The following is a 21,084-nucleotide window of genomic DNA, read 5'->3' as shown; positions in this document are numbered from 1 at the left end:
TCAATTCGAATGGTTCAACTCGTAAAGCCCCCGTCAATGACATAGGTGGCACCGGTGATAAACCTGCTTTTGTCCGAGGCCAGAAACAAAGCCAGGTCTGCTATGTCCTCATTGGAAGCATACCTGCCCATAGGGATCATTTTGGTAAAATTTTCCTTTACCGTATCTCCCATTCCGGGGGCAAAACCTTCTTCCAGAGAACGCATCATGCGGTTGTCAACGGGCGAGGGATGTATGGTATTTACCCGGATTTTGTCAGCAGCTCCTTCCAATGCACCTACACGCATTAAGCCTACAGTCGCGTGCTTGCTGGCCACGTAGGCACTTACCTGAGCAGTACCCCTTAATCCGGCAACGGAAGAAGTGATGATGACGGAACCTCCTCCATCCGTTTTCATGATGGGAAAGGCATATTTCATGCCCAGCCAGACCCCTTTTACATTTACCCCCATCACCTGATCAAACGTTTCTTCCGGATAATGCTCCATGGTTTTTACCAATCCCTCCGTGCCGGCATTCAGAAACAAGATGTCAATTTTACCCCATTCTTTTTTTACCTGATTGGTATAATTCTTTACATCCTCAGCCTGACTGACATCTGCCTGTATGTACATCAGCTTTTCTGAGCCCAGGGTTTCTTCTGCCTTTTTTAGGTTTTCCCGGCTGAAATCAACAATAGCTACCCCTTTGGCTCCCTCCTCTAAAAAGAGCTTCGCAGTGGCCAGACCAATTCCGCCTGCTCCTCCGGTGATCAATGCAATTTTATCTTTTAATATCATGGGCTTGAGTTTTAAGTGAATACATGTTCTAATTGGTTTATTGACTTAAAGTTAGGGTCTTTGTTACAAAAAAATCCGCTTGCATCTCAGCCTGGAATATGAGAAATATCATGGAACAGGTTTTGAAAGTATTTTTAGCGATTCGCCCACATGCATGAGTAGTGATGGGATCGGCGGAGTAAGGGATTGGGAAGGTAGATGAGATTGAAGGGATTGAAGGAGATTGAGGGTGTCGGGGACGGAGAGACTAAGAGACGGAGAGACGGAGAGACGGAGGGACGGAGAGACTTGGGGACGAAGGGAAGTCCGTGGCAAACTGATTGACGTTTACATATTGACGAGCCGGGCGACCAGGCAAATCCTTTCAAAAGAAGGCTTGTGCGCTATTTGACCAATTTTTTAGTTTTCTTACATGAGAAAAAAGCCATGAAACAATGTTCCATAGCTTTAGTCAATTAACAATAAACCCAAAATAACCTGCTGTAGGAGAAGGAGTCGAACCTCCACGGAGCAGTTAGGCAAAATACGAGCTCGCTATTTGCTTTATTCCGGAATCTCCACCCCCGAGACAGGAGGGCATGTCTGCCAGTTTCATCATCCTACAGTATTGTGTCAAATATCCTGGTTGCCAGAAGTAAGCTTCTTTACCAGATCAAGACCGTTTGTCTTTGTTTGATATTTCAAAGGTAAGCAAAAGGGCCTAATATTAAAATTAATTCAACAAAAAGATTTAAAAAATACACATTATTTAATTATACTGATCTTTTAATGTGAATTCATTAAATTTGATTGTAGAAATATCTTTATTTTTGTCATATTTTCAGTGCTTAAAACTGGTGAAAGAGAGGTTAAATGAATAAGGATACGAGAAAAGAAATTTTTTTGTCTTTTCTTAGTCGCACGACAGGAAACATTCGCTTTTGCATAGGCAGATAAAAATTATTCTGAGTCCCATTGGTACTAAATTTTAATCGTTAGGTAGGGTCACCTTTATATTTATTGGGCCTAAAACCATGAATTTAACGCTCAGTAATCTTTCTTTTTTGCTTGACTAAAAAAGTCAAGACAAAAAAATCCTTCCCTACTCAAACCACCCGCACCCTCCCGAAAAAAATCGGGACAGGCTCGGTTTTTTGTCGGCCCACGCACTCTTCATAACCAAAACGGATTCCTTATTTAAGTTTTAGAAATTTTCAAACAAGAACAGAATCTGCCTCCGGAATTCCCTATACGCACCCTGGTTTCCCATAGCATAAACCTTTTAGGTCAATACCAGGCTGAAGCTTTATTACGTGTTAATCAAAGGTTTTGGAAGAGTCCGCCACCAGGGCGTTTAATTCCTTTAGTTCTTTCGGGCTAAGGTCCCGCCATTGGCCTACCTGAAGGTCAAGCTGGATGTGCATGATCCGGGTCCGTTTTAATGAAACCACCTCATAACCCAAAAAATCACACATCCTTCGGATCTGCCGGTTCAGGCCCTGGGTCAGGACAATTGTAAAAGTAAATTTCCCGGTTTGCACCACTTTGCATTTCTTGGTCACCGTATCCAAAATAGGAACCCCCTCCCGCATTTGCCGGATAAAATCTGCGGTAATGGGCTGACGAACCTTTACCTGGTATTCTTTTTCATGGTTGTTTTTGGACCGCAGAATCTTATTCACGATATCCCCATCACTGGTAAGCAGGATCAGGCCCTCACTGGGTTTATCCAGCCGGCCTATGTGAAAAATCCTTTTCGGATGGTTGATATAATCGATGATATTGTTCTTTTCTCCCTCTGTATCTGTGGTACACACGATACCCACTGGTTTGTTAAACGCAATGTACACATGCGATGCTTTGGGTGTTGAAATCAAGGCACCATCTACCCTTACCTCATCCCCGGGGCTGATTTTGGTACCCATTTCGGGCACCTTTCCATTGATGGTCACCCTGCCGGCTTCGATCAGCCTGTCTGCGGCCCGGCGGGAGCAGTAGCCCACCTCGCTCAAATACTTGTTGATCCGTACCAGATTTTTATCCTCCATTTAGACCCACATTTCTTCTATCAAGGCTGTGTAAAATTCCTTCAATGTCTTTCCCGTCGCCCTCACCTGCTGGGATATCAAACTGGTTTCGGTTTGTCCTGGAACAGTATTGATCTCGATAAAATAGAACTTTCCGGTATCTTTTTCCAAAAAATAATCCATCCTTACCGATCCCTTGCAATTGAGTTTGAGGTACACTTTTTCAGCAATCTGTTTTACCCTTTCCACCTCTCGTTCATCCATGCGACCCGGAGTGATCTCTTCGGATACCCCAGGGATGTATTTGGCATCAAAGTCAAAAAACTCCCGGGAACTGATGATTTCGGTAGCCGGCAATACATGCACCTGCCCGGCAGCCTTGTATATTCCAATGGAAAACTCCCTCCCCGTCACAAATTCTTCAACCAACACCTGATTGTCCTCTTGAAACGCCTTGATCAGCGCTTCCTCCAGCTCCTCCGCCCTTTTGACCTTAGACATCCCGATACTGCTGCCGCCATTGTTGGGCTTGACGAAACAGGGGAGTTGCAACTGGCTCAGCACATTTTGTACGTTTTCGGGGCGATGGGAAAACAATTGCAGGGACCTGGCCAGGTGCAGGTCTTCTATACCGCTCAGAATAGCCTTCGTATACCCCTTGTTCATGGTAATCGAAGAGGTCAGCGCATCGCAGGTGGTATAGGGCAGACCAATCATATCAAAATACCCGGCCAGCTTTCCGTCCTCACCCGGAGAGCCATGGATGATGTTAAAGACACCATCAAAGCTTATCTTTTCTTCATTCATTGGCACTGAAAAGCCATTCATGTCTACTGGCCATTTGGTGCCTTCTTTGTCCTCCAGGTACCAATCGCCCGGATAGATATGCACTTTGTGCACCTCATAGCGGTCCGGGTCCAGGTGTTGGGCCACCACAGCGGCACTTTTTTCGGAGACCACCGCCTCACCCGTATAGCCGCCCATGATCAGGGCAATTTTTTTCTTTCTCATAGAAAATCAATTACAGGTACGAATTACCGGAATTTTAAGGTAAAAGAGAAAGGGAATTTAATGAGAAGAGGAATTAATACGAGCTGAAGGTACCGGAATAGTTTTAAAACGGATTCCAGAGTCCTTAGGCCTGCGCTGTCCGAGATTTGCAATCCCGGACAACAGATGAACATGATTTATAATGGTGCTTTGGTTCACTTTCTGGGATTACAAACCCCTTTTTATCGGTACCACAGAATTGCAAATTTCGCGGAGCGGGTGTTTTCGTAGATACCAGAGTTGAAATTGCAAATTTCACCCAGCATATTTGAAGGTTTGATTTGCTAATGTGCTGATGACCGTTAAGCAATTAATAAAGCCCCTAAAACCTCGTACTGTACTCTGGTGGAACTCCCCTTTGCCTGTTCGAATGTGGCTTCGTGGCATATTATCAATATATTTTCTCATTTTATAAATCCCTTCTCGGAAAAATGAGGTAGTAATCATTCCAATGGAGATTTCCGTCTACTATTCAGAATTCCAAAATATTCAAAATTTATCTGAATCCATCAAAATAATTTTTCTGTTAGCACCATGACGACATGAGCAAAAATATGTGCGAGGAAGGCACTTTCCAATCCTTTTTTCCAATAGAGCCATCCGAAAACAAGCCCTCCAATAGTGTTGCCCAATAGCACGTAGGTTATCATAATGATACTGGGATTTCCTACAGATTGAAAGACTACGGGGAAATGGCCTATTGCAAAAATAAGGGAGGAAATGATTATACCCATCCAATATATTTGGGACTTGGTTCCCTTTGAAAGTTTGGCTCCCAACCAAACCAACAGCGTCATCAAACCAAAACGCATGAAGATTTCTTCCGTTATGCCACCATATAAAAATCTTGCCGGAAGTGTAAGTTGCAGTTGACCGCTGAGGAGTTCAAATTCAGAAGGGGAGAGTAAGCTAAAAAGTCCGAGTAGGCTCAATATAATTCCTGTGAGAATTCCCCCTGCGATCCCAAATAAAAGTATTTCCCTAATTTGGATGGAATCTTGTTTGATGTCCAAAAACTTCTCAATTATTGGGACGCTGAGGTTTACTTTTTGGTAAAGTAAAGTCCCCGCAAGTACGGTCACTATCAAAATAATGGTAGGGTTAATCAATATCAACAGCTTAATTTGGGATGGAGTAAACTGATCCCCTAATACGGATAATACCTCCTCCGGCAATGGGATTTCCACGGTCAAAATGGACAGCATGCCCAACATGCCAAGGACAAATAGGATAAGGGCGAGGTAAAACTTCTTTTTTTTCATTGCTCTCCTTTTTTGGTACTCAATATATCACTTGCAAAAATGGTAACACTCCTGCTGCCCCTGTCATCCAGGCACCTTTTCCGGGCTATATATTCTGTTTTACCGCAATAAGCTGCTTTCAATGTAGTGGAAAAAGAGGATTTCACCAATGGTTGGTTTAGGAAGTGTCCGGGGATTGTCTGATGGTAAGATGTGCTAAAAATGGCAATGATTTAATAATATGATGGTTTGATACTACGATGCCATTAGCTGTTTTTCATTTACGCCTGGCCATTGCAAATGACCTACGGGAGAAAGGTTTTCAAAACAGTATTTTCGTAGATGCCAGGGATGAAATTACAAATTTCACCCAGCAGGAAAAATATCAACAATACATGGGAAGCCAACGAGGGAAATTTTTTCGCCTTTCTGCCCTCGTTTACTCTGCAAGAGTAATAATTGCCCTCGTTCTTTTGAAACGTTTTCCAAATCAATGCTAAAAGATACCACCGACAGACCTTCCCTAATATTGATCAAAGCTGCTGAAGAAATACCATTCTTTAAATGGTCAACTCTAGCCTAATAAACCCCAATTCATCGGCTATATTGGCGAAAATCCAAATATCGCCCTCCCGGACAAAGTACCGAACGGGATTTTTTACCAGTTGGGGAACCGGGACTTCTGCCAGTATCTCAAAGTCTTTGTCATACACAGAAAGATGTATATTCCTGTCTATAGCTTCAGGCAATACTTTACCGGCTTCCTTTTCTTCTGCAAACTCAATCCTGTAGGAAAAGCGGTAAAAGTGCTCATTTTTATCATCCCAAACCGGTGGGGAAAAACTAACTTGTTCCAATACTTTTTGATAATCCAACATCAGTTCGTCCATAGAGGCATACTCTCCCCGGTAATTCGCTGTTTTTTCATCAGCGGTCAATTGGAATTGATTCTTTTTAGAGATCAGTGAATCCCCTATCGGGTCGTAAATATGGATTTCATTGGTGATATTGGATGAAATAATCAGCTTGCCGTTTTCCGAAGACAAGTATACATATGGTCTTACGGCAGGGTCTTTGGAAAGGGCAGACACCTTAAAAGTGAACTTTGGAAGTATACCCTCCTTATCAAATTCAAATTTAGTAATCCGGTTTTGCCCAAAATCCATTTTTCTCAGGTTATAGGTCTTGTCCTTCCAGTTGAAAACCAGGACAAACACGGTTTCAGGTTGCCCGGGAACAATGATATTGCTGTGCAAATGTTCGAATTCGGTAAGAACCTCCCCTTCCAGGCCATTGTTGAGCAAGTCATAGGTAGCTGTTCTGGTCCCATTTAAATTGAATTTTCCCAGGCTCCATTTATCCGACAGGTAAACATGGTTTTTGTCCAGCATATTCAAATTATAGATAGGACTTACAGTTCCGTTTGGGCCCTCCTTTTCAAATGGCAGCTTTTCCAGTAGGCGGAGTTCTTCCAGGTCTATTTTTTCCAGTGTATGGTCATATCTATTAAAGTTATACAGGTATTTCCCATCAGGGGCAAGGGCAAAATCGTGTCCGTCCAGATACAGTATCTCCTCTCCTGCATCCACCATCAGGGTATCCAATTTAATTTTCAAATGAACTGTAGTACTGGTTTCAGGCTTGTTTCCACAGGAAAAGCCGATCATTGTCAAAATAAGCAGCAGTATTTGTTTCATCATATAAAGCTTTGGACAGTGTAAAATAAAAATACTTAATGGGAAAACGAGGTTAAAAAAAGTTAATGCCAGGGTGAACTACTGAAACCTGAATACCTGGCGGAACAGGTAAAACAAGCGCATCAGGTGGCAGTTAATAGGTATATGTTTTGATAGTAGGCTAAAGTGATAACCGAACTTCATACCCGTTTGGCCATTTCAAATGGCGTAGCTGTGATAGGTTTTCCAAACGGAATTTTCCTGGTTATTATGTAAAAATTGAAAATTTCACCCAATGGCGGGTTTCAAATTCCCGAATATCTATCTACGGAATGGCAAACTCCGGGGAGAAATTAGGATGAAAGGAGAGTTTAACGATTTGTAGATCTGGTAATGGAAGGATGTGCGGATTGGGTAGGTTGCGTGGTGGGATGACATTACCTGTTCCTAATGCCTGGGCATCGCAAATATTCAGGTGCCAAATGATCAGCGATTTCTTTTTCAATTGCAGGTGCCCGGGGATTACAAATCCCCTTTATCTTTCCCACGGAATTACAAATTCCGGGGAGCGGGGCAGCGGCAAGCTTCTGCCAGAAATAAACCTGACGTTTTGGCACCCCTGCAAAAGAAAAATCTCTTTGTATGAGCAATTGTTGCCGACAATTTTCTTTATTTTGAAGAAAAATAATCTCCTGATATGCTACATACCATCCTTGGCTCCGGCGGTAATATCGGAACACAATTGGCAAAAGACCTGAGAAAGTATACGGACCAAATCCGGCTGGTCAGCAGAAATCCCGGCCCCATCCATGGGGATGAAGCACTATTTAAGGCCGATTTGTTGAAGGAGAGGCAGGTAGATGTGGCCGTGGCAGGATCTGACACGGTGTATCTGGTGGCCGGCATTACCTATAAGACCCGACTCTGGCAGGAACAATGGCCAATCATCATGAAAAACACCATCAGCGCCTGCCGGAAGCATGGGGCCAAACTGGTGTTTTTCGACAATATGTATTGCTATGATCCGGATCATGTCGGCCATCTCACCGAAGAAAGCCCCGTGAATCCAAAGAGCCATAAAGGGAAGGTTCGTGCGGCAATCGCACAGATGGTCCTGGATGAAATAGAGGCAGGTACCCTCAAGGCCATGATTGTGCGGGCCGCAGATTTTTACGGGCCCGGTGCTACACTAAGTATGCTGAATGCCTCCGTGATCGACCGGATGAAGGCCGGCAAGGCTGCACAATGGCTATACAATGCCGGAAGAAGGCATTCTTTCACCTATATTCCCGATGCCGCCTTTGCTACGGCTTTTTTGGCGCAACAGGAAGATGCCTGGAATCAGGTTTGGCACCTGCCCACTTCAGACCGATATCCCAGCGCCCGGGAATGTGTAGAGATCCTGGCCAGGGAACTGGGTGTCCCGCCGAAGGTACAGGTATTGCCGGGGCTTATGGTCACTGTTCTGGCAGTGTTTATCCCCCTGCTCAAAGAGATCAAAGAGCTCAGGTACCAGTTGGATATGGATTATTGTTTCGATTCCGGCAAAATCGAACAAGCCTATGGGTTAACGGCTACGAATTTGGAAGAGGGGTTGAAGCGTTGTGTTTGAGTCATCAGATTTCAAAAACATAACTTTTCATGGCTTTGATTTTGGGGTCTTTAAAGCCATTGAAGCTATAGATATCACAAAAGGAATAATTCTTTCCTTCTGGCGAAATCATACTTCCCTCTACCACCGCTTCCCTCCCATGGGTGACCATGTGCCGGATTTCCAGTTTCATGGGCTGGGGAGAGGCCATCTCCCGAAGGCTTTTCGCAAAGGGCTCCTTTCCGCTGATGACTCTGTCTCCCACGATGGTCCACTGGATATCATCTGTGACCGCATCCAGGATAAATTCCAGCTCGCTGTTTGCGAATGCTTCGTTTAACCTTTTCAAAAATACCTGTTGTTTGGTTTCCATAATCAGCGTTTTCTTGCTTAGGAGATTTTGTGATCTTTAAAATATTTACGCGGGAAAAACCGACCTGAATCAGTCGGAGATGGCTCTTTCCAAAGTAGGAATGTCCAGTTTCTTCATGGGCATAAAGGCAGCCATTAGCTTACCGGCCTTTTCGGGATCTTTCATTCCCTCGGACAGCATGCGGGGAACCACCTGCCAGGAAACGCCAAACTGGTCGTAGAGCCATCCACACTGCACGGCCCCGCCATCACCCCGGGTAAGTCTATCCCAGAAATAGTCAATTTCTTCCTGCTCCTCACAAATGATCATAAAAGACACCGCAGGACTTATGTCGAATGCATGAGCCAATGAACTCTCCATGATCATAAAGGTATTCCCTCCCAGATAAAATTGGGCATGCTTGATCTTTCCGGTTTCATCCGGGTCCTGCTCCTCGTACCGGGCTATGCCTTCCAAAGCTGCGGGCTGAAACACTTCCAGATAGTAGTCTATTGCAGGCGCGGCTTTTCCAAATTTCTCGCCAACAAACATCAGGGAGGGGACAAACTTTTGTTTTACATCCGAAAGTTTTCCCAGAGAGATCTGCCAGGAAAGCCCGAAGCGGTCGTTCAGCCATCCATATTTTTCGCTCCAGGGGTATTGGTCATAGGGCATCAAGACAGAACCACCTGCTGCCAGGGCTTTCCATACCGCATCCGCCTCTGCCATGGTCTCACAAGTGACGTAAAAGGAAATGCCAGGGCTGTGTTGGTACATGGATCCACCATTCAGTGCCAGAAATTCCTGACCGTGAAGGGTAAAACTCACTGACAAGACCGTACCTTCAGGTTTCTTGCGCTGTTCAGCTCCTTCCTTACCATATCTGGTGATCGTGCCGACGGTCATATCACCGAATACATCCGAATAGAAATTTACTGCTTCCTCTGCTTCCTGATCAAACCACAGACAGGGCACGATAGGGTTTTTCAGTGGTGGGGTGTCAAAATTCATTGGTTTGGACATTTTTTGGGTCTATGGTCTTTTTATTATTGAATACTACAAACTTAATACAATTAAATCAATGGTCAGCAGTGTCAATCCGACAAACTAAAGGGTTGAATACGACAGCACTACGGGATTTCCTCAGACAGACAGGAAATACCCATATTCCGGCTGCCGAGACAGCGCGGCCGGCAGCCATTGCAGATCCACAATACATATTTATCGCCATCAATGGTTTTATGAAGGCAGCAGGGCAAGCTTCCCTTTCTGTGCAGCATTTTGCAGGGGCGGGCCCGCGAAAAGTTCAGCAAGGACTTATCGCTTATCAGGCCTGATAGTTTGATGTGGAAAGAAGATCAATCAAAGCTGATCATTTATTTGTATGAAAACTTTTGTTTTTCATATATATAAATAATATTTTTATCAAAAGGACCACTGTTGGATGTAGCGTTAATTTCTATTTCTCCACTTTTTGGAACGAATGGTAAACGGAAGTCTTTTTTAAACCAGACTATTATTTTCCTACAATAAATCAGAATTTGGCAGATCAGCCACCCGACTGGATTGTGATCTTGATTGGGCTTTTGGCAGTGAAACGCCCTGCTGCGCATGAGGACGCTGAGCTGGCACGACCGGAGTATGCATTGCTGAACGCTGATGGTTCGGTGCGCGCGAATCCGTCTGTTGGACGGTTTCAAATTGAACTTTCACAACCGCAAAACCGAAAACGGGGAGGGTGAAATATCAAAGTTCCCAAATTCCAGGCCTGAAACCATAAAACACCAACGAAAAATGAAAAAGTCCAGTCTGATAGCAGTAGTCCTGCTGGTTTTAAGTGGCTCCTACATGGGTTGTCATGCGGGTATTTGGCGGGTTAACAATCAATTGGAAACCGACAAATCCCAACGAATTTTTTCAGAGCTCTCCCCGTTAAACGACGATGCAGATGTATTTCCCGGCGATACGATACACCTGGAAGGCTCGCCAGTGAGGTACAATAACTTTAACTGCTCCAAGAGATTGGTCATTATTGGTCCCGGATATTTTCTCACAGAAAATCCGGAAACCCAGGCCCGGGCAGAAGAAGCGACTATTTCCAGCATTAGATTTAATCCTGGTTCCGAGGGTTCTCTGGTAATGGGAGTGGTGTTTGATTATACCAGCAGCAGCGGGATTTTTGTTGCTACCAACAATATAACCATTCAGCGTTGTTACATGAGGGGTGGGGTGACCATCACTGATCAGACCGGTATCCGCGTGTTTCAGAATTATATGCTCGGTGAGGTTGGTGGCTATACTTCAAGTACCGTTTACAGCGATGTGGTAGTCCGCAACAATCTGTTTATCGGTGGTGGGTTCAATACCCAAAGCGGTAGCTTCTCGATTTGTGAAAACAATGTCTTTACCGGAAATAATATCACGATCAGTGCCGCTTCTTTTCGGAACAATATCATTACCAATGCAAATGCCAATGTCAGCATTACTTCCGGTAGCGCGCAAAATAACCTGGCAGCAGGCGGTCAGCTTGGAAGTGAAAATGGCAATATGGCGGCAGATGCCAACAGCCTTTTTGTGGAGTCGGGCAGTACGGACGGGCAATATCAATTGGCACAAAATTCACCGGCCAGAGGGGCTGGATTCGATGGGGTAGATGCCGGTGCATTCGGTGGTGATTCCGGGTATCGCTTGTCCGGTCTACCACCGATTCCTCTGGTATATGATCTACGGGTAGATGACAGCGGTAATCTGGAGACGGGTGTAGGCATTCAGATCAAGGTGAAATCCAACCCATAACAGCATGTCAAAACGCTATCTGGCTTTGGTACTTAGCTTTTTATCTGTCTTGCTCGCTGATGCGCAGGAAATACAGCGGATGGAATATTTTTTCAATGATGACCCTGGATTTGGAGCTGCCATTCCGCTTGATATTACACAGGCCGACCGGATTGAGACCGCATTTACCTTGTCACCCAACGGATTGGAATCCGGTATGCACCAACTGTTTATCCGGGTAAGGGACGAAGCGGGTCACTGGTCGATGACGACATCGCGGATATTTTTTATTGATCCGATCCCTGCGGAAAGCGTTTATTTGCAAGGCCTGGAATATTTTATTGATACTGACCCAGGTTTTGGAAATGGGACACCCATAAATGTAGAAAACCAATCCAATATAGCACTTGACCTTTCAGCGGATTTAGCGGATAGTAATATGGATTTCGGCTTCCATCAACTTTACATCAGAGCTCGGGACAATCAGGGAAGGTGGTCGCATACCACCAAGCGTATTTTTTACCTTCAGCCGGGTACACCTGGCCTGGCAAAAATTACCCGATTGGAGTATTATCTGGCTTCGGGAGAATTTGTTTCAGAACTCCAACAATATTTAATCCCCGAACCTGCCACCACAGTGGATTTGGATTTTCAGGCCGACCTTTCCTTTCTTCCTTCGGAAAACAAGATGTATCAGATGTCGATCTATGCCGTCAATGAAATGGGTGTTCGCAGTCTGGTGGAGACCAGGCCCGTGAATATTTGCGATGGCGAGCCGGCGAAAGCCGGATTTGAATTTACGATCGCTGAAGGACGGATAGACCTGAGCAATACCTCCACTTCAGCTAACACCTTTCATTGGATCATCGGAGAGGAAATCGTTGAGGAAAAAGACCGCTTTTTTGAATTTGAGGGGCCTGGAAGGTACCCGGTCTCTCTGGTGGCAGCCAATATTTGCAATCAGGACACACTTAGCCAGGTGATTGAGGTACCAGGCTTGCTGGATGTTTTTCCCAATACCGGTAGTATCCAGCAAAACGAAGCCAACCTGACCATCACTGGCTTTGGACTGGATTCGCTGCCGCAGGTAATGCTGGAAGACGAGGGAGGAAACACTTATTTTCCAGTCTCGCTGTTGAGGGCAGATACGATGCGGCTGCGGGCTGTATTTGATTTTTCACAGATGCCGCTGGGCGGCTACATGGTGCAGGTCGCCAACGAATCCTCCGGGGACACGCTCAGTTTGGGCAGATCATTTACTTTGCTGGAAGGAGGGACCATGCCATATGACCAGTGGGTGGAATTTGAGCTGGCACCGGACAGCACTTTCCGGCAAACTGTCCTTATTCCGGATTCCGAAAAGATGCTGATCACCATGAAAAAGGCCGACCGCATTGGATACTCAGGTACATGGAGGGGGGAATTGTCCCTTTATCTGGGAGAGGAGCTGCTTGGTAAGGCCCAGGGCAGTCCGGATTTGGAGCTCGAAATAGAAGAACCCTTGTCCACCCTATATACCGTAGAGGTTCCGAATACCACCCGGAGACCGATTACCGGCAAGGTAAAGGTATCTTTTGCACCAGACTGGCTTCCGCTAAATGAATGGACAACCGGGGAAATCCTCCGCCCCTACGGGTATGACTGGAAGTATGTGGACATCGGGTCCAATGTGGATACCTTGTTTTTTGAAACGGAAGGTTACGGTCTATGGAGCACCATAGAGGTGTTTCAGGAAAGCATTACAGAACCGGTTGAATCCTGGACCTTTAGCAATATGGGCGCAGGATACGCTATAAAAGGGCATGTTTTGTCCCCCGAATCCGGCAGGTATTATATCCGGTACAAGGATTCGGCAGTGTTGCAAAAAACCGAAAATGGAAATCAGCTAAGGGATTACCTGATTTATGCGGGGTCATCGGCCTCTGATCCGGTTGACGATGAACTGAGAATTAGCGGTATCTCAAACACTAACATTGGCAAAGATCAATCGACGTTAAGTTTAAAGGGAAATGGATTTAGTTTGAACGATACCATTTATTTAGAAAACAATGGTGTAGAAGTTTTAATCTTTCCGGAATGGGTGGATGAAGATGGCAGAGAATTATCATTTAAATATAATTTTTCCAATATTTCTTCAGGTAATTGGAATTTGAAAATAAAAAATGGCAATAAGGAGGCGTACCTCAACGAAGAATTAACTATATACGATAATTCAGAAATTGATCTTTGGGCAGAAATTGTTGGCAGAGACAAGCTTAGAATAGGGAGGAAACAGAAATTTATTATAAAATATGGGAATAGAGGCAATGTTGATTCCTATGAAAATGTTTTGTACCTAAAAGTCCCAAAAAATGTAGTAGATACTATTGGTGTACAAAATGATTTATATTATGTAGAAGAATCAGATGATTTTTACAGGGACATAAATTATATTTTTATACCAAGTATCCCTGGTAACACTGATCATTCTTTTGAAATAACCTTGTATAGTAAACAGCTGGATTCTTTTGAAATCGAAGTAGGTTATTTAGACAGACCGAAGGAAGATAACTTGGAAAATCAAAATAGCAGGGTAAAAAAGACAACTGAATCAGATATCTTAATAGAGTGTTTAGAAAAACCTAACTATGGCGATATTGTATTTTCGTATTTTGGATTGAAAACTAGTTATTTCAAACATGTAGGGATTTTAGGTTATAAAGAGGATCCTGATGGTAAGGTACGGGATTACGTATTTGAATTATACAGGGATGGTCATGTATATGCCAGAAGATGGGTGTTTTCAGAAGCTGAAGAGCTAAATTATAGGGTTGATTTTGAACAAGTGAAAAATGGTCTAAAAACCAAGGAACAATTCCGAAAAGATTGGGCGAAAATTGGTGTTAATATTGATGACCCGGCTTATAAGGGCGGTTTATTGAAGAATTATAAAGAAAAAAATGGTGACGGCTTTTTTATTGGATATGCTCGATTAGGTTCTAATCCAAGAGAGAGTAATCTAACAAGACTAAATGATCTTTTAAATCAGAACTTTGAAAAGTTTAATGCTGTGAATGGGAAACCTTACGTTGATTATACGATTATTTCAAGTTTATTTTTAGATTATGACGAAAAGGGTCACTGTGGAAGTTTTGTGCTCGATAATACAGTTTCATCAGGTTTTGGCAGCCTAATTGAAGGAGATAATCCATCAGCATACCCATATAAGATGGTTGAAAATATGGAAAGTTATGGATTACTTTGTAGAGAAACAGAGAAGGATAAGGAAGAAGGGGAAATACTACTAGTTCCCATGGAGAATGACTCTACCCTTATACAATTGGATAATGAATCTGATTCTACCCGAATATTGAAAAGCAGGAAAGAAATAGAAGCCATCTCCTCCGTCACACCGGAAGACAAATACGGCCCAACCGGGTTTGACCAGGAGACGGATGGTGACCTGGCCAATAGAAAACGTTTCATTCCGCAAGGACAGCTATTTGAATACAAGATCGATTACTGGAACAAAGAAGATGCCACCGCACCGGCAGCGGAGGTATTTATCCGGGATACCCTGGATACCAATTTTGATATCAGCACGGTGAACTTTACCGAGATTGGCTTTCTGGGCTGGAAAGTACCGCTGGAGGGTGGACAGTATTTTAACGTAACCGTTGATATGCGGCCGGAAAAGGAATTGCTGGTAAATGTAGAGGGAACCGTAAATCCCGAATCCCGGGAGATTTACTGGGTGCACCGTTCCCTGGACCCTGAAACTATGGAGCTACCGGAAGACCCGACGGCAGGTTACCTACCACCCATTGACTCAACCGGGTACAATATTGGCTGGGTGATGTTTACCGTGGAAGGGCTGGACAGCCTGGGCCACAACAGTACCTTTCAAAACCAGGCGCATGTCAACTTTGATGGAGTAGGTCCCTGGGGCCCGGCACCTCCGTATGGTCCCTACACCAATACCATCGATCAGGTAGCTCCGGAAAGTAATGTAATGGCCTTGCCGGAACGTTCGGGTCCGGAATTTACCGTTCAGTGGCAGGCAACAGACGAAGGCGCAGGCGTGGAGGCTTACGATATCTTTGTGCGGGAAGACGATGGTGATTTTAAAGCCTGGCTGCAAGCTACCTCCCTGGAAGAAGCTGATTTTACAGGAGAGATCGGTCGACGTTATGCCTTTTACAGTGTGGCCACCGACCATGCTGGTAATCAGGAGACGAAAACGGATACCATTGAATCAAACACCTATGTTCCCAATTTGCCTGGGATCACCAGCCTGGTGTCACCACTGGAATATGTGGTGTCTGCCGAAAAATTTATCTGGATGAGCGCTGACGAGGCAGACAGGTATACCTTGCAGGTCGCTGCTGATTCCTTATTCAAGGAGATATTGGTCGAGGAAATGCTCAGCGACACCAGCATAAGGAGCGGACAGGTAGAAGCCAATAAAACCCACTTTTGGCGGGTGAGGGCCTCCAATGTTTCCGGAGACGGGGATTGGTCTGAACCGGGGGTCTTTGAAGTAGATATCGTGACTAGCCTGGAATCAACTGATAGCCACAATCCGGAAAATTATTCCTTCGGTAACCTGTATCCTAACCCATCAGAAGGAGTTATCTTCTTCGAATTTGCCATCCCTGTTAAGACAAAAGTTCGGGTCGAGCTATTTGGTGTTTCCGGCAGTTCCGCACGGGTATTGATTGATCAGGAACTCGATCCGGGTACCTACAATCTGCGATCGGATCTTGGGATGGAAGCATCTGGTCTGTACATCCTACAGATGTGGGCCGGAAACTTTACTGAAGCCCATCGCCTGATTATCAACAAATAATTTGATAAAAATATGCCGAACCTTTCCCTAAAAGATCCGGCCTGTACTATTAAACTTTAGTTGTATTTACAAACACCTTTAACGATCTCAGAAAAACATTGCATCTGATTGACGTATCCTGCTGATCTGAAATCATCAATACCTGTAAATCCCCGCAATACCCTTATCTGTAGGTATATATTCCGGGGGCATGACTACTACCCTACCACCCATTTTCAAGACCAGTTCACCCATATCATCCAGCAGGTCATCTACCCTGGGATTGTCCATATCTTTCCTTTGGGCGTTGCCGGTAATCTTATTGGTTTCCCCGGCGACCGGTCTGAAAATGAAATGTGCTTTTGAATTTTGAGTCCTAAAGGCTAAAAAATCCCTAGCTTATCGGATTTTTGGGCAGGGTAAAATGAAACTGACTGCCTTCCCCGGGCTGTGAGGTAACCCAGATATCCCCACCAAATTGATTCACAATTTTTTTGCAGGTCGCCAATCCCAAGCCGGTGCCTTCATAGGTTTTCTTGCTGTGTAATCTTTTGAAGGGGTTAAAAAGTAAATGCAGGTTTTCCGGCTTAATGCCAATACCATTGTCTTCCACCGTAAAATGGAAGTACCTGGCATCCTGCCGGAGTTTTACCTGAACCCTTGGTCTTCTCTCCTGCGGAACAAATTTAAGTGCATTGTTGATCAGGTTCAGGAAAAGCCGGTAAATGTCATTGGCATGCCCGAAGAGCTCGACATCCTGTGCCGGCAATTCCACGCTTGCATCCGATTGCTCGATCCGCTTCTGCAAGTCATCGAGCACATCCCGTAAAACTGCAGCAGACTGGAAGGATTCCATTTTTTTCTTGCCCATGCCCGCCCGTGAATACTCCAAAATATCCTGGATCATCCGCTGCATCCGCACGGATCCGTCCACAGCAAAATGGATGTACTGTCTTCCTTTTTCATCCAGTTGTGAACCGTATTTTCTTTCCAGCAATGAGGTAAAGGCCGAGACCATTCGAAGCGGCTCCTGCAAATCATGTGCTGTAATGGAAGCAAATTGCTCCAGTTCCCGATTGCTTTTCTCCAGCAGCGTATTCAATTCCTGAAGCTTGGCTTCGGCTTCTTTGGCTGCTGTGATGTCTATGATAATGGCCACAAAGGCCGACCTTCCTTCATACCTCATTTTTTGCAGGTGTACTTCCACAGGGTAACGGGTGCCGTTTTTTCTCTGGTGTACTGTCACGAAAGTCAATTTTTCCCTTTCATCCAGAAGCAGCGGCGTAAGAAAGGAACGGAAACGCCTTTCGTCAAACTCAGGTTTGATGGCGTAGGGAGTCAGCCGCTTCAACTCTTCCAGCGTATACCCCATATTGCGCAATGCCCCCCGGTTTGCATAGCTGAAATGCAGATTTTGGGTATCAAAAATATAAATCTCATTCAGGCTGTTTTCCATAATATTGGCCATCTCAGATTTGACCGACAGGGATTTCAATTCCTCTGTCCGGTCATTCAGCACGGCCAATATGCTGTCCCGGCCTTCGTAGACCAGCTCATGAACCATCAGGTCTCCCAATATCAACTCCCCATTTTGCTTCTTCTGTACAATATGGGATAATTTAGACTCCTTTTTCGACCCTTTGAGCCTCTGAATGGCATCGTAAAAAAAACCTATTTCCTCTTCCTGCATGAGCATCCCCCATTTACTGCCCAGTAGCTCTTCTTTCCTATAGCCGAACTTCTCGAGTGCAGAGCGGTTGATTTCCAGGATCTCCAGACTATCTATATCCACCAATATTTTTGGTAATGGACTATTGTCGAAGAGCATGCGGTAATTGGCCTCCGATTCACGCAGTTTCAGTTCTGCCGTTTTTCGCTCTGTAACAGTTTTGGCAAAGAATGCCGCTCCGGTGATCTTGCCTTCCACAACAATCGGGTGGGCATTCAGTTCTATCCAGATCACCATCCCGCTTACCAACTTGTCCGGTCTGCAGTATTCTTCTACAAAAGCCTCTCCTGATAAGGCCCGGTCAAAGAAATTTTTGAATTGCCGGTGCAAATCGTCGGGAATACTTCCCGGAAATAGGGCAGGCATGCCGGGCCGGATCTCCGCTCCGATAAGTGCTTTTATTTTCTTCGAAAAAGCTTCATTGAAAGTGATGAACCGGTAGTTCTGGTCTATGCTCCAGATATCGTCACTGGTGGTGTTGATAAGCGCTTCATTGTTTAGTTTCTCCCGGGCACTTTTCTGCTCCATCTCCCGCTGTAGCCGGTAGCTTTGCTGGATTACTTTCTGCTTCTTTCTCCCTTCAAGTAATGAGGTTACTTGTTTGGCCAGTAGCGATAAGGATCGGAGCTGTTCGCTGCTGAGCCGGTGTGGCTGTGCGTCAAATACAGCCAAGGCTCCCATATGAAGCCCATCCGGAGAGACAACCGGAAAACCGGTGAAAAACCGATAGGCTGTGTTTTCGGGGATCTGCACCTGGTGAGCCCCCCCATTCAGAGACCGGAGATCTGGAATGACCGTAGGTTTGTCCGGCTTTTTTGAAAGCAATAGGCGGGGCGGGCTGCTGTATTCAAAATCCTGTAAATCCGTACCAAATACCGACTTGTAAAACATCTCCCGGCTGCCAAAAAAGGAGAGGGAAGCCACCTCAGCTCCGCTTACCCGTGCCGCCAACTCGGTAATAGTGTCCAGTTCAGGCTCCGGACTTGTTCCTATCAAATCATAGGAATCCAATATTGAAACCCGCTTCTCTTCTTCTGCATCACTGATATTTTTCATGCCAAAAAAATACGGTGAAAATTCAAATTATTACTTGTAGACAGGCTTAAAACCCAAAAGATCGTCATTAAAATTACGGATAATAAAATTGAAAACCGACACATCCCAAAAGAAAAATACCGCCGGGTCTTATTTGTGAGTCAGGGCCCAATCAGCTATTGCGTTCTTTGTCCGGAATTCGCCCAAATCAATGCCTCCCTGACTAAATTCCTTAGGAGGTTTGTCGCCTTTTAATCAGTTTATGGCCTGCTGCGTCACAGTGGATGCTATTCAGGCAGAAAAGGTGTTTCTGGCTAAAAACTGCCGGTGAACCAAAAAAATCCCCAGCCTGCGGATTCCAGATTCCGTCAGCCGGGGACCGGTTTTGATCAAAACAATTTTGCAGGATTGATTTAATTGAGTTTGAATCGAATCGGTAGTCTTATCTTGACGTTCGTCTCCTCACCCTTCTGCCTACCGGGTTGCCAGTTGGGCGAACTGCGGATCACTTCAAGCGCAGCCTCGTTGAGGCGGTCATCTACACCCCTCAGCAAGGCCACATCCCTGACAGATCCGTCTTTGGCGACCACAAAAGTAGTGTAGACAGTTCCCTCCACACCCTCATTTCTGGCAGAAGCAGGGTAGCTCAGGTTTTCCATCAGGTACTGGTTCCAGCCCTCCATACCGCCGGGAGGTGAGGGCATCTCTTCCACTACATCGAAGACTTCACCCTGCATCAGACGCTCGGTGATTTTGTCGTCATTTTTGTCGTTTATATCCAACATCTCTTCCTGGTAGTCACAGGCAAAGAGGACGAATAATAGTCCAAATAACGGAAGGGACAGGCCATACCTGATTTTGGAAAGCGAACGGGATTTTGGTTGATTCATCATCTTGAGTCTTTTTTTGATTTGAAATTGATTGAAATTATGAATAAGGGCACAGGATCTCCCCGGCCGGATTAATGTTAAAAGCGCCTCGGCATAATCTTTTCTGGATTGTTCTGCAATGATCTTTTCATCCACCTGGTATTCATGTACTTCCCGCAGGGCATTTTCGACAAGCCGAACGATTGGGTTAAACCAGAATAGGGCTTTCGCCAGCTGTAACAGCAGGAGGTCCAAGCTATGCTGAAGCCTGCTGTGTACTGCCTCGTGTGCCGTGATCCAGTCCCGGTTTTTTTCTCCCCCAACATCCGGAGGCAGGAAAATGTAGCGGAAAAACGAAGAGGCCTCCACATCCGGATGCTCCAAAAGGACAACATCTCCCGATATGGTCTTTCTGGACTGATTAATCTGCTTCCACAGCAGCGCAAATCCCCAGATCGAACGGAATAAGAAAAAGAAAAATCCTACAGCATAAATCCCTACAATTAGCTCAGAAAGGGCATATCCCATATTTTGAAAATAATAGGAGTTTTGATTGGAGATTTCGATCACCGGAAGCAGCAGTTCATCAGCTACAAGCAGGTTAGCAGCAGGCATCATTGCGGGAAAACGAATGGCCGGTAAAACCATGGCAGCCAATATTGACAGTAGCAAATAGGTCCGGTTCCAGGAAAAAAAGGTACTTCCATTAAGAAAAAGCCGATAAAACAACCACAATGCAGCCAGGCAAATACTGGCTTCCCATAGATAATTCAATACCTGATCCATCATTTTTTATCATTTTTGAAGTTCTCAACCATCTTTTCCAATGCTTCAAATTCCTCGTCGGAAAGTTTTTTTTCCTTTACCATAAACGACAACAGGTTTTGAGCAGAGCCGTCGAAATAGTTTTTGACCATTTGGTTAAAGCTTCGGTGGCGGTAATCTCGCTTGCTGATCAAAGGAAAATACTGGTGGGTAGTCCCATAGGTAACATGATCCAGAAAACCCTTTTTCTCCAATTGCCTGATGACCGATGCCAGTGTGGTATAGGGCGGTTTGGGCTCAGGATAGCGCTTGAGTACCTCGCGTACCAGTGCTTTTTCCAGTTCCCAGATGATACCCATGACCTGTTCTTCATTGCTGCTTAATTGTTCCATACAGGAAAGATATATTT

At 45.0% G+C, this 21,084-nt stretch carries 15 protein-coding genes; 4 read left to right on the top strand and 11 right to left on the bottom strand.

The genetic code is table 11. The features are described 5' to 3' along the window. Window positions 1-14: 14 nt before the first annotated feature. The 5 genes from BUB19_RS00885 to BUB19_RS00860 form a co-directional block, all read right to left on the bottom strand. A complete protein-coding gene (locus tag BUB19_RS00885; RefSeq protein ID WP_073090283.1) occupies window positions 15-779 on the bottom strand; it encodes an SDR family NAD(P)-dependent oxidoreductase in 765 nt (254 codons plus the stop codon). A gap of 1,295 nt (window positions 780-2,074) precedes the next feature. Beyond that, window positions 2,075-2,806, bottom strand: a complete 732-nt coding sequence (gene rluF / locus BUB19_RS00880; RefSeq protein WP_073090281.1) for a 23S rRNA pseudouridine(2604) synthase RluF — start codon at window positions 2,804-2,806, stop codon at window positions 2,075-2,077. After that, on the bottom strand, window positions 2,807-3,796 hold the full coding sequence (locus BUB19_RS00875) for a D-alanine--D-alanine ligase (RefSeq protein ID WP_073090279.1): 990 nt from the start codon (window positions 3,794-3,796) through the stop codon (window positions 2,807-2,809). It lies immediately after the preceding gene. Between the two features lie 548 nt (window positions 3,797-4,344). Further along, the gene (locus tag BUB19_RS00870) at window positions 4,345-5,097 is read right to left on the bottom strand and encodes a CPBP family intramembrane glutamic endopeptidase (RefSeq protein ID WP_073090276.1); all 753 of its coding nucleotides are present in this window, start codon (window positions 5,095-5,097) and stop codon (window positions 4,345-4,347) included. Between the two features lie 539 nt (window positions 5,098-5,636). After that, window positions 5,637-6,776, bottom strand: coding sequence for a DUF4221 family protein (locus tag BUB19_RS00860; RefSeq protein ID WP_073090270.1), 1,140 nt, complete (start codon window positions 6,774-6,776; stop codon window positions 5,637-5,639). A gap of 673 nt (window positions 6,777-7,449) precedes the next feature. On the opposite strand from BUB19_RS00860, the gene BUB19_RS00855 reads away from it, so the two are divergent. Beyond that, window positions 7,450-8,364, top strand: coding sequence for an NAD-dependent epimerase/dehydratase family protein (locus BUB19_RS00855; RefSeq protein WP_073090268.1), 915 nt, complete (start codon window positions 7,450-7,452; stop codon window positions 8,362-8,364). Between the two features lie 4 nt (window positions 8,365-8,368). On the opposite strand, the gene BUB19_RS00850 is transcribed toward BUB19_RS00855, so the two are convergent. Then, window positions 8,369-8,716: a nuclear transport factor 2 family protein gene (locus BUB19_RS00850; RefSeq protein WP_073090265.1), complete on the bottom strand. Its 348-nt coding sequence runs from the start codon at window positions 8,714-8,716 to the stop codon at window positions 8,369-8,371. A 69-nt stretch (window positions 8,717-8,785) separates the two neighbouring features. Then, on the bottom strand, window positions 8,786-9,706 hold the full coding sequence (locus BUB19_RS00845) for a VOC family protein (RefSeq protein WP_073091421.1): 921 nt from the start codon (window positions 9,704-9,706) through the stop codon (window positions 8,786-8,788). A gap of 104 nt (window positions 9,707-9,810) precedes the next feature. On the opposite strand from BUB19_RS00845, the gene BUB19_RS00840 reads away from it, so the two are divergent. The 3 genes from BUB19_RS00840 to BUB19_RS00830 all read left to right on the top strand — a co-directional run bounded on the left by BUB19_RS00840 (window position 9,811) and on the right by BUB19_RS00830 (window position 16,298). Further along, the gene (locus BUB19_RS00840) at window positions 9,811-10,032 is read left to right on the top strand and encodes a hypothetical protein (RefSeq protein ID WP_143155870.1); all 222 of its coding nucleotides are present in this window, start codon (window positions 9,811-9,813) and stop codon (window positions 10,030-10,032) included. A 457-nt stretch (window positions 10,033-10,489) separates the two neighbouring features. After that, a complete protein-coding gene (locus BUB19_RS00835) occupies window positions 10,490-11,491 on the top strand; it encodes a hypothetical protein (RefSeq protein WP_143155869.1) in 1,002 nt (333 codons plus the stop codon). Window positions 11,492-11,495: 4 nt separating this feature from the next. Next, window positions 11,496-16,298 carry a T9SS type A sorting domain-containing protein gene (locus tag BUB19_RS00830; protein ID WP_073090256.1) on the top strand — a complete coding sequence of 1,601 codons (4,803 nt, stop codon included), beginning with the start codon at window positions 11,496-11,498 and terminating at the stop codon, window positions 16,296-16,298. Window positions 16,299-16,433: 135 nt separating this feature from the next. Here BUB19_RS00830 and BUB19_RS24620 read toward each other — a convergent pair whose 3' ends face one another. The 4 genes from BUB19_RS24620 to BUB19_RS00815 form a co-directional block, all read right to left on the bottom strand. Continuing rightward, complete coding sequence (locus BUB19_RS24620; protein WP_262485827.1) at window positions 16,434-16,568, bottom strand: hypothetical protein; 135 nt, start codon at window positions 16,566-16,568, stop codon at window positions 16,434-16,436. A gap of 103 nt (window positions 16,569-16,671) precedes the next feature. Further along, on the bottom strand, window positions 16,672-19,062 hold the full coding sequence (locus tag BUB19_RS00825) for a PAS domain S-box protein (protein WP_073090253.1): 2,391 nt from the start codon (window positions 19,060-19,062) through the stop codon (window positions 16,672-16,674). Window positions 19,063-19,454: 392 nt separating this feature from the next. After that, a complete protein-coding gene (locus BUB19_RS00820) occupies window positions 19,455-20,699 on the bottom strand; it encodes a TonB family protein (RefSeq protein ID WP_073090250.1) in 1,245 nt (414 codons plus the stop codon). Continuing rightward, window positions 20,696-21,067 carry a BlaI/MecI/CopY family transcriptional regulator gene (locus BUB19_RS00815; RefSeq protein WP_073090247.1) on the bottom strand — a complete coding sequence of 124 codons (372 nt, stop codon included), beginning with the start codon at window positions 21,065-21,067 and terminating at the stop codon, window positions 20,696-20,698. The genes BUB19_RS00820 and BUB19_RS00815 overlap by 4 nt, the downstream gene beginning before the upstream one ends. Window positions 21,068-21,084: the final 17 nt, after the last annotated feature.

Origin of the sequence: Cyclobacterium lianum, from assembly GCF_900143075.1 — a bacterium.
In the GTDB taxonomy this organism is placed as follows: domain Bacteria; phylum Bacteroidota; class Bacteroidia; order Cytophagales; family Cyclobacteriaceae; genus Cyclobacterium; species Cyclobacterium lianum.
The sequence above is the reverse complement of the archived record's forward strand: the minus strand, read 5'-3'. Positions and strand labels throughout refer to the sequence as shown.

Coding starts and splice junctions, on each gene's coding strand:
- BUB19_RS00885 (WP_073090283.1), bottom strand. CDS start 779: ATGATATTAAAAGATAAAATTGCATTGATCACCGGAGGAGCAGGCGGA.
- rluF (WP_073090281.1), bottom strand. CDS start 2,806: ATGGAGGATAAAAATCTGGTACGGATCAACAAGTATTTGAGCGAGGTG.
- BUB19_RS00875 (WP_073090279.1), bottom strand. CDS start 3,796: ATGAGAAAGAAAAAAATTGCCCTGATCATGGGCGGCTATACGGGTGAG.
- BUB19_RS00870 (WP_073090276.1), bottom strand. CDS start 5,097: ATGAAAAAAAAGAAGTTTTACCTCGCCCTTATCCTATTTGTCCTTGGC.
- BUB19_RS00860 (WP_073090270.1), bottom strand. CDS start 6,776: ATGATGAAACAAATACTGCTGCTTATTTTGACAATGATCGGCTTTTCC.
- BUB19_RS00855 (WP_073090268.1), top strand. CDS start 7,450: ATGCTACATACCATCCTTGGCTCCGGCGGTAATATCGGAACACAATTG.
- BUB19_RS00850 (WP_073090265.1), bottom strand. CDS start 8,716: ATGGAAACCAAACAACAGGTATTTTTGAAAAGGTTAAACGAAGCATTC.
- BUB19_RS00845 (WP_073091421.1), bottom strand. CDS start 9,706: ATGAATTTTGACACCCCACCACTGAAAAACCCTATCGTGCCCTGTCTG.
- BUB19_RS00835 (WP_143155869.1), top strand. CDS start 10,490: ATGAAAAAGTCCAGTCTGATAGCAGTAGTCCTGCTGGTTTTAAGTGGC.
- BUB19_RS00830 (WP_073090256.1), top strand. CDS start 11,496: ATGTCAAAACGCTATCTGGCTTTGGTACTTAGCTTTTTATCTGTCTTG.
- BUB19_RS24620 (WP_262485827.1), bottom strand. CDS start 16,568: ATGGACAATCCCAGGGTAGATGACCTGCTGGATGATATGGGTGAACTG.
- BUB19_RS00825 (WP_073090253.1), bottom strand. CDS start 19,062: ATGAAAAATATCAGTGATGCAGAAGAAGAGAAGCGGGTTTCAATATTG.
- BUB19_RS00820 (WP_073090250.1), bottom strand. CDS start 20,699: ATGATGGATCAGGTATTGAATTATCTATGGGAAGCCAGTATTTGCCTG.
- BUB19_RS00815 (WP_073090247.1), bottom strand. CDS start 21,067: ATGGAACAATTAAGCAGCAATGAAGAACAGGTCATGGGTATCATCTGG.